This is a genomic window from Filomicrobium insigne (assembly GCF_900104305.1).
GTDB classification, from domain to species: domain Bacteria; phylum Pseudomonadota; class Alphaproteobacteria; order Rhizobiales; family Hyphomicrobiaceae; genus Filomicrobium; species Filomicrobium insigne.
The window spans coordinates 1,097,066-1,108,067 of the sequence record NZ_FNJC01000001.1 but is presented as its reverse complement, the minus strand read 5'-3'; the positions used below and the strand labels follow the sequence as shown (position 1 = coordinate 1,108,067).

Sequence of the window (11,002 nt, the reverse complement as noted above, 5' to 3'; positions counted from 1 at the left end):
GCCCTAACCAGACGTACTGGAATTGTTCTCCATCGGGCTGGATTTAATGGCGAAAGTAAAGGGAACGGTAAAAACAGACGACACGACACTTGAGAGTGCGACGAACACGCCGCTCGAGGTCGATGGCCTTAAAACGGCGTCAGGCGCGCCGACGCAATCTGTGCGGACCCTCGAAAAGTCGATCGGGAGCCAGGTACGCCGAAATCGCAAAATCTCTGACTTGACGGTTGCCGAACTTTCGAGCGCTGCCGGCATCTCAACAGGGATGCTCTCGAAGATCGAGAATGGCCAGATTTCGCCGTCCCTTTCCTCGCTGCAGTCGATTGCAAACGCCCTGAACATGCCGTTGTCGTCATTATTTTCCTCGCACGACGAACAGCGCGAGTGCTCATTTGTCCAGGCAGGCAAAGGCGTCGCGATTCAGCGTCGAGGCACAAAGATCGGCCATCACTACGAACTTCTCGGCAGATCCCCAGCGGGCGACACGGTCGTAGAGCCCTACTTTATACGGCTTAGCGCGGGCGCCGAACCCTATACGGGGTTTGAGCATGAAGGCGTGGAATTCATCTACATGTTGACTGGTGAAGTGATCTACGCACACGCGGATCGCACCTATCACCTGAAACCCGGCGATTCCATCTTGTTTGACTCTGGTGCCCTCCATGGTCCGCAAGATTTGCTGGCTCCAGACATCACCTATCTATCCATCATCATCTACAGTCGACGCTGATGGATGTTTCTCCTAAAGAACAAAAAGTTCTCAGGGATTGACTGTAAGTGCAATCCCATATACTGTGTATGCGCATAATTTCAAAGGTACGCGCATGTGTGGAATTGTTGGTCTCTTTCTGAAGGCACCAAGGCTAGAGCCTGAGTTCGGCGCGCTACTCGCCAATATGCTTGAGACAATGACGGATCGTGGACCGGATTCTGCGGGGTTCGCTGTCTACGGTTCGCCGCAGGCGCACGCTATCAAGCTGACACTCCGCGCGCCCGTCGGAACAGATTTCATAGCTATCGCGACCTCCTTGAAGGACGCAGGGCTAGAAGTCCGCGAAATGATCCCCCGTGATACCCATGCAGTCCTGACGGTTTCCAAAAACGAGCAAAGCAAAGTGGTGGAGGTGCTCGCGCGTGTCGCGCCTGAAGTAAAGGTCGTCGGTACAGGGCATCGTATGGAGATTTACAAAGAAGTCGGATTGCCGGCGGACGTCGCACGGCGTTTTTCGCTTAAGGAAATGAAAGGAACGCATGGCATTGGCCATACGCGCATGGCAACCGAAAGTGCAGTGACGACCGCAGGAGCACATCCCTTCACCACAGGCGTCGATCAATGCCTCGTCCATAACGGTTCGTTGTCCAACCATTGCGGACTACGAAGACAATTGGGCCTCAAAGGTATTTCGTTCGCGACGCAAAATGATACCGAAGTCGCCGCGGCTTACATTTCAAACCGCCTCAGCGAAGGTGACACATTGGGACAGGCTCTTGAGGCCGGCCTCGGCGACCTGGATGGGTTCTACACTTTTGTCGTCGGCACCGAGAGCGGCTTTGGCGTTCTGCGTGACCCTATCGCTTGCAAGCCCGCCGTCATGGCAGAGACTGACGATTACGTCGCATTCGGTTCGGAATACCGGGTGCTCGTTGATTTGCCCGATATCGAGAAGGCCCACGTCTGGGAACCTAAGCCCGCGCACGCCTATTTCTGGCAACGAGGGAACTAGGCAAGGCGACGCAACCGCCAGACGGAGAAGCCTGTTATGCAATCATCACTGGCCGTTGCGCCCAACCGAGCGGAATCGACCTTGGACAGCGAGCGTGTTTTCGATCTGAGAACATCAACCGTAAGAGAGCTGAATCAGAAGCTGCATTCTCTAAGCGAGGATACCAACGAGAAGTTCTGGAGGGTTGAGAATCCGCGCGGGCGCCATGCCATAGCAGTCGGCCTCGATCTACCGATCTCCGTCACGATAAACGGCCACGTCGGCTACTATTGCGCGGGGATGAACAAGCGCGCTGACGTGACAGTGCAAGGCAATGCGGGTGTCGGCGTCGCCGAAAATATCGTCTCTGGCCGTGTTCATGTCCGTGGTGACGTGAGCCAGTCCGCCGGAGCCACCGGCATAGGTGGAAACCTCATTATTGACGGCAACGCATCGGCGCGATGCGGAATTTCAATGAAAGGCGTCAATATCCTCGTTAAGGGTTCTGTTGGGCACATGTCGGCTTTCATGGCTCAGGCCGGAACGTTGACGGTGCTTGGCGATGCCGGCGAAGCATTGGGTGACTCCATCTACGAGGCGCGTTTGTATGTGCGCGGCAGTGTTGCGAGCCTCGGCGCCGACTGCATGGAGAAAGAAATGCGCGACGAGCACAAGGCGCAGTTGTTCAAAGAGCTCGAAAGCGCTGGGATCGCCGGGGAAGTGGATGTCTCATCGTTCCGGCGATACGGATCGGCGCGCCAACTCTATCATTTCCATATCGACAATATTTCCAGTTATTGAGGACCGGGTCGTGAACGAACATTTCAGGATCCCACGCACGGTTCCGCGAAAGTCGGCGACGTTCGACGACGCTTCTATCGCTGAAATTCGCAGAGCGGCGGCCACCGGCATCTACGATATTCGCGGTGCTGGCGCGAAACGCAGGGTCCCGAATTTTGATGATCTGCTCTTTCTCGGCGCGTCCATCAGTCGATATCCATTGGAAGGCTATCGTGAGAAGTGTGGGACCGAGGTTGTGCTCGGAACCCGCTTTGCAAAGAAGCCTATCGAACTCAAGATTCCCGTCACGATCGCCGGCATGAGCTTCGGCTCTTTATCTGGGCCGGCGAAAGAGGCGCTGGGACGCGGCGCCTCTGCGGTCGGCACATCTACGACCACGGGCGACGGCGGCATGACCCCCGAAGAGCGCGGTCACTCCGACATACTCGTCTATCAATATTTGCCGTCTCGCTACGGCATGAATCCGGACGACTTACGTAAAGCCGACGCCATAGAAGTCGTGATTGGCCAAGGCGCGAAGCCCGGCGGCGGTGGTATGCTCTTGGGACAGAAGATCTCGCCGCGCGTAGCGCAGATGCGGACACTCCCCGAAGGAATTGATCAGCGCTCAGCTTGCCGTCATCCGGATTGGACAGGTCCAGATGATCTTGAGATCAAGATCGAAGAATTGCGTGAGATCACGGATTGGCAGAAACCAATCTACGTAAAGGTCGGCGCCTCACGACCGTATTATGACACCGCGCTGGCTGTAAAGTCTGGAGCCGATGTCGTTGTTGTCGATGGCATGCAGGGAGGCACTGCAGCGACGCAGGAAGTTTTTATCGAACACGTTGGAATCCCTACCCTGGCCGCTATCCGTCAATCCGTGCGCGCACTCCAGGAACTCGGGCAGCATCGCAAGGTGCAGCTGATCGTATCAGGTGGCATCAGATCCGGTGCGGACGTTGCGAAAGCGCTCGCACTCGGTGCCGATGCCGTCGCGATCGGAACGGCAGCGCTCATCGCCATCGGCGATAACGATCCAGCGCTTGAGGCTGAATACCAAAAGCTAGGGACAACTGCCGGTGCTTACGACGATTGGCATGAGGGACGCGATCCCGCAGGGATTACAACCCAAGAGCCCGAGCTGATGCAGCGTCTCGATCCGGTTAGGGCTGGACAACAGCTCGCGAACTACCTTTCCGTCCTGACGATGGAAACGCAGATCATTGCCCGCGCGTGTGGCAAGAGTCACATCCATAATCTTGAACCTGAGGACCTTGTTGCTCTTACTGTGGAATCGGCCGCAATGGCTGGCGTACCCCTTGCGGGCACGGACTGGATTCCCGGCGTTGAGGGGCGGTGAAGATGTCGACGTGAATTTAGCTCGGAGGAGAGTTAGATGCTGCATTCATTGACGGGTAAATCGCCGCCTGCATCCGACGCGATGGCTCTTTCTAAGAAAGCCGAAGTGCTGGGCATCGAGTATTTTCTAGTTTCTTTCACTGATCTTTTTGGAGCGCAACGCGCGAAGCTCGTCCCTGCTGCTGCCATCGATGAAATGGCAAAAAACGGTGCGGGCTTTGCAGGTTTCGCTACATGGCTTGATATGAGCCCTGCTGATGCTGACTTGTTCGCGGTGCCAGATCCATCGACGCTCGTACAGCTGCCCTGGAAACCACAGGTTGGCTGGTTAGCCGCCAACCTCAAGATGAACGAAAAGTCCGTCGAACAGGCTCCACGCAACATCCTCTGCAGGCTGCTTAAAGAAGCTCAAGACGCAGGCTACCGGATAAAGACGGGCGTTGAATGCGAGTTCTTTGTCGTCAATCCAGACGGCGACACGATCGCAGACGGCGGCGATATTCAGGACAAACCTTGTTACGATCAAATGGCGCTCATGCGTCGCTACGAGGTCGTGACGGAAATCTGCAATGCGATGTTGTCCCTTGGCTGGCAGCCGTATCAGAACGATCATGAAGATGCCAATGGCCAGTTTGAAATGAACTGGCAGTTCGATGACGCGCTCAAGACTGCAGACCGTCATGTGTTCTTCAAGTACATGGTCAAATCGATCGCTGAAAAGTACGGGCTACGCGCGACGTTCATGCCCAAGCCCTTTGCGAATTTGACGGGCAGCGGCTGCCACACACACGTCTCGCTGTGGCGAGACGGCAAAAATCTCTTTTTTGACTCGTCAGATGAGCTCGGCCTGTCGCGCCTCGGCTATCATTTCATCGGCGGTGTGATCCATCATGCCGACGCGATCTGTGCGATCACCAATCCCACGGTGAACTCATATAAGCGGATCAATGCGCCGCGCACGACATCCGGCGCAACTTGGGCGCCCAATTCGGTCACCTATACCGGCAACAACCGCACGCACATGATCCGCATTCCGGAGCCCGGACGGTTTGAGCTGCGTCTCGCCGATGGAGCTGCCAATCCTTACCTGTTGCAGGCTGCCGTGCTGGCCGCCGGACTGGATGGCATCAAGCACGAGCGCGACCCCGGCACGCGTTGTGATTTCAATATGTATACGGATGGTCATCTCGTGGGGGATGTTAAGCGGCTACCGCTCAATCTGCTTGATGCCCTGCGTGCGTTGGAGTCCTCAGAACTCGTCGCAAAGACCCTCGGCCCGGAATTTGTGACCGCTTATACAAAATTGCGCGCCGCCGAGTGGAACGCATACACCAGCCAGTTAACCGACTGGGAGCGTCGGAACACGCTGGATTGTTGAGGGCACAAACCGCCGTTTCGGAAAATTAATTTGACTATTCCAAGGCATTAAACTCGTCCTGACGAAATCGTTAGACGTACCCTTTTAGCCGCAAATTCAGTCTGCAGACTCCGAGTAACATATTGTTACTCATGAGTTTAATGAGGCGCAAAGCCCTGAGGTTCGGGGCTTTTTCTGAAAGTGCCAAAAGTTTAGCGCGCATCTTCTCCCGCACGGTCACAAAGCTGCCAACGTCAGGGTCGAATTGAGTCGAACTACGCACCATTGTGGCGATCGGCTGGAAAGTCATATTCGATCGGGATCTGAAATAATGCGGGCTCTGAAAACAGGCGGTCTTTGTCTGCTCGTCACCGCTGCGCTTGCCGTCGCTGCGACAGCCGCGCGCGCCAGCGAGCTGTTGGTGATGCCCTATCGGTGTTCAGTGATCGGCGGCGAGGTGGTTCTCAGACCCTCCGCAGACGAGGGCCATCGTATTCTCTCTCGTCGTGAGCAACGCAACTTCACCGCCTGCTCCCCGGCTGACTCCTCGCAATGCCGCAGATGGCAGATCCATCGTTTTGACGTCGATTGTGGCGGTGACCGCGTACCGTGGACCGAGGTCGTCGCAGCAGCCGATCGCGAAAGAAACGCGTGGGTGGAAAACGGCACACTGAAGATCCGCATGCCGAGTTGGTGGAGTATGTCGCCGGACGACCCATGCGCGTGGCGCCCCGAAGATGGCCGCCCGTTTGGTGGTCGTGGTCCGTTCTGCGCTCGCAAACGCGCTCAGTTGCCGCCAGCCATCGTGAGCATGCCCTATGGTTTCGCGCCGAAGTTCGGGCTCGATGCCATCTTTGTCGCCGATGATCGCGGTCCCGCCATGGCGGGACGGGAACCGCAGGTGGGCGGCTACGAGGCTCGTCGCGCTGAAAGAGACCTGCCACCGGTTCTTGCCGAAGGCCCGCGCAGTGCTGCGCGTCCCACAAGGTCAAGGCCGGACGACATTCCTTTCAAGGTCGCACCGCCAGCGGAAGGTTTGAGCCTGGAGCCGTCTGAGCCTTCGGATAGCGCACGCACCACAACGCAGAGCGAACCTCAGATCACGTGGGCCGAACCGCCGCCCCTGCCGCCACGTCTTGACGCCTCCGAACGGCGCGCGAGAGCGCAAAATACAAACGGCCAAGAGCCGGAGCGAATTGATCTGGCTGAGGCCCCGCCGGTGCTGGTCGCCCCTCCTTCACCAGCCAAGCCCGCCGGGACGGCGAACGCGCCGACCATCATAAACCGGCCGGCATCGAGTTCCGAACCCTCCGCACTGAAGGCGACGAAATCAGCGGCTACTGAGACGCAGGCCCCGGGTATGCAACCCGCGGCTCCGGCAACTGGACAATCGACCGATGGCAACGCGACTGCGAAATCCGAAAGTCCAACCGCGACCGCCTCGAAGCCAGAACCCGTTCTGCCGGAAACGACCACCACCGCGACACCTCAAACCTCTACGCGCGCGCCTCTGGATCCTGTAGAGACAACGCCGGAAGCCGCACCCGCTGGACTGCTCGCCCGCGTCTTTCAGGGTGAGCCTGGCGCGTTGGCTGTTGTTGTTATCTCGGTAGGGCTACTGGCGATCCTTATGGTTGGACTCACGATGTCTCGCCGGAGCGGTAGTACTAGGCCGGAGGAAATGTCCCACGATTTATCTTCGGTGTCGCTGGAAAAGGGCGTAGCGCCCGAACCGGGCTTGGGAACACCGGAACCGACGTTGAGTGCCCCTCCGCGGCAACCTCCGGTCCCGCCAGCGCCTGGAATGCCGGGCGTGAGCGCGCCAGCGCGAAGTGAGCCGACGTTGGCTGAGCCGTCAGCGTTGACCGCTCCGATCCCCGAACAGCGATCAGCACGCCGTCCCGCTTCGGCACCGCGCCGCGCGACACAGGCCGCAGCTCCGGCCTGGGGGAACGCGATCCCGCAGTCGCACGCCGACGCGCTTCGTGTCTTAGGCATGGGGGTACGAGGCGACTCGAGCCCGGCCTCGATCAAGAAAATCGTCGATGGTCTGCGTATGAGCTGGCACCCTGACCATGCCGAGAATGAGGCAGATCGCAAGGAGCGCGAACTGCGCCTCAAGCAGATCAATGCCGCCTGGGAGATCATCTCTGGCCGCCGCCCTGCCGCCCCCGATACCCAGGACCTGCGCCGTCCCGAGACGCTGCAGCTTTGAGATCGCGGCGTGTTGGTCGCGATCAGATGGCCAAAACCGCGGGCCCGCGAACTTCCTCTTAAGCCGCGCTTCCCAAGGGTGGCGGGCGCGACCTCCCTCGGAGGCGCAAGAGAAGAGCATATACAAATCGTGATCGGAATGAAAGATCCTCAGCTCAAATCCTAAGTTGGAAACTTAGCAGATGCCGCCTACGACCGCGGAAAGACCCTGGGAACCAAAGGCAGATAAAAATGCTTGTACTCGGGTGTGCCTATGGCAAATGACGCTCATGTTCGCTAGCTGAAGCAACCTCTATCCGCCATTTGTCGGTCTCAATGAGAGTGAGACCCCGGCTTAGCTACGATGTCCGAGGTGATGTGTGAGGAACCAGTGGTTCAGGAGAGACGTTGCGCGTTTTCAAGGCCGAACAGCCCAATGGCGTCTCTCATACAATCGTTTGATTGGAGTAGAACCGAACTTGGGCCGATGGAATCCTGGCCGACGGCACTAAAAATTGCCGTCGGAATGATGATTCATTCGGACTTTCCCAAATGCATCGCTTGGGGATCTCAGCTCACGACAATTTATAACGACGCCTTCAAGCCCATCCTTGGCGACAAGCCGGAAGCTCTCGGGAGATCTTTTCGCGAAGTTTGGGCCGAGGTCTGGGAAAATATCCAACCGATTTGCGATAAAGCCTTTCAGGGCGAGTCGACGTTTATCGAGGATTTTCCACTCGTAATCGATCGTTTTGGTTATCCCGAGCAGTGTTACTTTACGTTTTGTTATAGCCCGATCCTGGATGAGGCCGGCCAAGTCGTCGGCATGCTTGACACTGTCATCGAGACGACAGGCAAGGTTGAAGCAGAGCGACTTGCCGATGTTCGCAATTCTGAGCTGGCGCACCGTATCCGAAATTCGCTCGCGATGGTCTCTGCGATTGCCGGGCAAACTCTTCGCAACAGCGACTCGCTCGAAACTGCGGCACGATCACTCTCTAACCGGCTGCAGGCGCTGGCCAAGACGCATAGTCTTTTAACGTCAACAACGAACCCATCTGCGACCGTCAGTGACATCATCTGGACCGCGCTGGAACCCCACGTTCCAGATCGAGAGCGCTTCGAAGTATCTGGCCCTCTCGTCAAACTTCCCGAACGGCAGGCACTTTCGATGGCTCTCGCTGTAAATGAGCTCGCGACGAATGCCGTAAAGCATGGGGCGCTATCGACAGACAGCGGCAGGGTTCTGATTTCTTGGGCCCTAGAGCAAGATGTGGCCGAAGGACGGATGTTTCATTTCCACTGGGCGGAAGCCGACGGACCTCCTTGTCGTGCACCTTCCCGCAAGAGTTTCGGCACGGTCCTTCTGGAAACTGTCGTGCCAGCGGACTTTCAGGGCCAAGCGCGCCTCGACTATGGGGCTGAGTGCTTCCAGTATACTCTGATCTCAAACTTGGATCGCTTTGACGATGTGATTTCTGCCAGACCGTAGCCCCAGCGCGCAGCAGCTTTAAGGCTTGCGACGGCTCTCTAAGTCATCGATTTTTGGAAATTATGTGGTGCCGCTTGGGTGACTTGAACACCCGACCCCATCATTACGAATGATGTGCTCTACCAGCTGAGCTAAAGCGGCTTACCATGTATCAGCGTGGCGCTCGACATAGCGCCATTGCGTCCGGTTTGCAAGTTCCGAAACGACCTTTTGTACCGGCATCTGAGAACGATCGGCCTTGTCCATCAAGCGCATAGCCCGTGGCCAAAGTGACAGACGCGGCTGAAAGCGTTGCTTTGCCGCGCCTGACGGCGACCAAGACGCGCCACTCAATTGAGACGGCGCGCCGTGGCCTCCTTCTCTGGAGGCGGACCGGGATCGTCCGGCGCACGCGGCGAAACGAAGATGTTGGGCTCCGCCTGGGCCCCCGACGCCGAATTGCCAGCCGTCGGTTGCCGAGCCGTTGTCACTTTCACCGAGGCTTCTTCGCTGTGGACCGCCGCTGACATCTTTGCGTCGCGCGGCTTGACGTCAGCTGTCTTGGAGGGATCGGTCGCGGGCGGAGTGGCGGACGACGACGCACTGGCGGCTCCGGAGGAGCTCTGAGAGCCAGCGGGCGCGACAGCAGTCTTGCCGGTGCGCGCGTCGCCGTCATCTTCGATCACGTCAGCATCCGCGACCGGGCTCGTCTTAGCGGGAGCAACTGGCGCAGGTGTGGTTGGCACCGGTACAGCGGCAGCTGGCTGAACGGGGGTAGCCCCCAGCGCGACCAGCTCTTCGAGCTTTTGCGCAAGAAGTTCTTCGCTCGTTTTGTCGACCGTCTCGACGGGCACCCGCCACTGGAAGGCGTCAAGCGCGCCGGTCACCGGCGACACGGGCGCCCAGTTGTCGGACACAACGCCGTCGGCCGTCCAGGCCGGATCACGTTGCGCGTTCACCGCCCGGGCCAGCCATTCGCGTACGCGGCCCTTATCGCCGTGCTGCTCGCCTTCGATCTTCGCCATGAGAGTGCAGACGCGTTGCGTCAGCCGGTTCTCAAGCAGCGGCTCGAGGGCCTGACGGGCCGAGTCGTAATCTTTGGCCTCGATCGCAGCGACCGCGACGGCAATCGGACTTTCCAGAGAATAAGGATTGAGCGCGGCCAGCTTCTTCACACGGTCAAGCCGGTCGCGCGGACTGTCGCCGAGCCGCGCGTAGGCGTAGGCGGTCGCGAGATCAGGATGGGGCGCTTTCTGCCAGGTCGTTTGGATAACCTTGGTGGCACGGGGTGTGTTGCCGCGTGATGCTAGGAGCCGACCCGCGATAGCCGCGGCGGGCACAAGATTGGGGGCTAGGCTATGCGCTTCCAACGCCCACGCCAAAGCGCGTTCTGGATCGCCGTCTTCGGCCTTCTGCGCCTGCGCTGTGAGCAGAACGGCACGGCGTCGGTTGGCGCTGGCCTTCTCGATTTGTCCGTTTTTGCGCGCAATCGCCAGCGTTTCAAGCGCACCCGCCCAGTCCGCATCCTTGCACTGCAGATCGAAGAGAGCATCGACCGGCCAGCTCAGCGCGGCGTTGAGATGCACGGCGCGTTCCGCGAACTGCTTGGCGGCTTCCGTCTCGCCTTCCCGTTCGGCCTCCAAAAAGAGACCACGAAGTCCGAGCTGCTCGGTGTCTGGCGAACCGAGCATCGCTTCGTAGATGCGGCGCGCTGTGGCGCGGTCGCCGGAAAGCTGCGCCGCCTGCGCCCGCAGGAGATGCGTGAGCGGTTCGCTCGGAAGCGACTTGCGCGCCTGGATCGCATAGCGCGTGGCCATGGCACGGTCGCCCGCACCGATAGCGATCATGCCGCTCGACAGCGCATCAAGCCCGCGCTTTTGACGCCGGCGATTGAGGAAACTGCCCAGCGCTGCCGGGCTTCCCCAGAGATTGCGGAGCAATGACCAAGCGAACAACACGAGGCCGATGAGGAGTGCAAGCAGCACTACGGCGCGAAACACGCTCGTCTCGATCAAGTAGCCTTGCCAGTTGATGACGAGATTGCCTGGCCGGTCAGCGAGCCAGGCAAGACCTGTCGCAATGACCACCACAACGCCCAGAAACAAAAACAAACGCACCATGAGCGAAACGACC

8 protein-coding genes and 1 tRNA gene are annotated in these 11,002 nt (G+C 58.7%); 7 read left to right on the top strand and 2 right to left on the bottom strand.

Features of this window, described 5'->3' with window-relative positions:
* The first annotated feature begins 46 nt into the window (after nt 1-46).
* From BLS30_RS04995 to BLS30_RS04960, 7 genes are all read left to right on the top strand, one after another.
* The gene (locus BLS30_RS04995) at nt 47-730 is read left to right on the top strand and encodes a helix-turn-helix domain-containing protein (protein WP_046477279.1); all 684 of its coding nucleotides are present in this window, start codon (nt 47-49) and stop codon (nt 728-730) included.
* Nucleotides 731-824: 94 nt separating this feature from the next.
* On the top strand, nt 825-1,724 hold the full coding sequence (locus BLS30_RS04990) for a class II glutamine amidotransferase (protein ID WP_090226980.1): 900 nt from the start codon (nt 825-827) through the stop codon (nt 1,722-1,724).
* Between the two features lie 36 nt (nt 1,725-1,760).
* Entirely contained in the window at nt 1,761-2,504 is a 744-nt protein-coding gene (locus BLS30_RS04985) for a GltB/FmdC/FwdC-like GXGXG domain-containing protein (RefSeq protein WP_090226978.1), read from the top strand.
* Complete coding sequence (locus BLS30_RS04980) at nt 2,428-3,849, top strand: FMN-binding glutamate synthase family protein (RefSeq protein ID WP_210184000.1); 1,422 nt, start codon at nt 2,428-2,430, stop codon at nt 3,847-3,849. The genes BLS30_RS04985 and BLS30_RS04980 overlap by 77 nt, the downstream gene beginning before the upstream one ends.
* 81 nt (nt 3,850-3,930) lie before the next feature.
* Nucleotides 3,931-5,226: a type III glutamate--ammonia ligase gene (gene glnT, locus BLS30_RS04975; RefSeq protein ID WP_090227432.1), complete on the top strand. Its 1,296-nt coding sequence runs from the start codon at nt 3,931-3,933 to the stop codon at nt 5,224-5,226.
* Between the two features lie 310 nt (nt 5,227-5,536).
* Nucleotides 5,537-7,420, top strand: coding sequence for a J domain-containing protein (locus BLS30_RS04965; RefSeq protein WP_046477283.1), 1,884 nt, complete (start codon nt 5,537-5,539; stop codon nt 7,418-7,420).
* 414 nt (nt 7,421-7,834) lie between these two features.
* On the top strand, nt 7,835-8,890 hold the full coding sequence (locus BLS30_RS04960; RefSeq protein WP_046477284.1) for a sensor histidine kinase: 1,056 nt from the start codon (nt 7,835-7,837) through the stop codon (nt 8,888-8,890).
* A 65-nt stretch (nt 8,891-8,955) separates the two neighbouring features.
* Here BLS30_RS04960 and BLS30_RS04955 read toward each other — a convergent pair.
* Nucleotides 8,956-9,031: transfer RNA gene (locus tag BLS30_RS04955), tRNA-Thr, on the bottom strand.
* A gap of 188 nt (nt 9,032-9,219) precedes the next feature.
* Nucleotides 9,220-10,989, bottom strand: coding sequence for a heme biosynthesis protein HemY (locus BLS30_RS04945; RefSeq protein WP_090226975.1), 1,770 nt, complete (start codon nt 10,987-10,989; stop codon nt 9,220-9,222).
* Between the last annotated feature and the right edge of the window lie 13 nt (nt 10,990-11,002).

Coding starts and splice junctions, on each gene's coding strand:
- BLS30_RS04995 (WP_046477279.1), top strand. CDS start 47: ATGGCGAAAGTAAAGGGAACGGTAAAAACAGACGACACGACACTTGAG.
- BLS30_RS04990 (WP_090226980.1), top strand. CDS start 825: ATGTGTGGAATTGTTGGTCTCTTTCTGAAGGCACCAAGGCTAGAGCCT.
- BLS30_RS04985 (WP_090226978.1), top strand. CDS start 1,761: ATGCAATCATCACTGGCCGTTGCGCCCAACCGAGCGGAATCGACCTTG.
- BLS30_RS04980 (WP_210184000.1), top strand. CDS start 2,428: ATGTCTCATCGTTCCGGCGATACGGATCGGCGCGCCAACTCTATCATT.
- glnT (WP_090227432.1), top strand. CDS start 3,931: ATGGCTCTTTCTAAGAAAGCCGAAGTGCTGGGCATCGAGTATTTTCTA.
- BLS30_RS04965 (WP_046477283.1), top strand. CDS start 5,537: ATGCGGGCTCTGAAAACAGGCGGTCTTTGTCTGCTCGTCACCGCTGCG.
- BLS30_RS04960 (WP_046477284.1), top strand. CDS start 7,835: ATGGCGTCTCTCATACAATCGTTTGATTGGAGTAGAACCGAACTTGGG.
- BLS30_RS04945 (WP_090226975.1), bottom strand. CDS start 10,989: ATGGTGCGTTTGTTTTTGTTTCTGGGCGTTGTGGTGGTCATTGCGACA.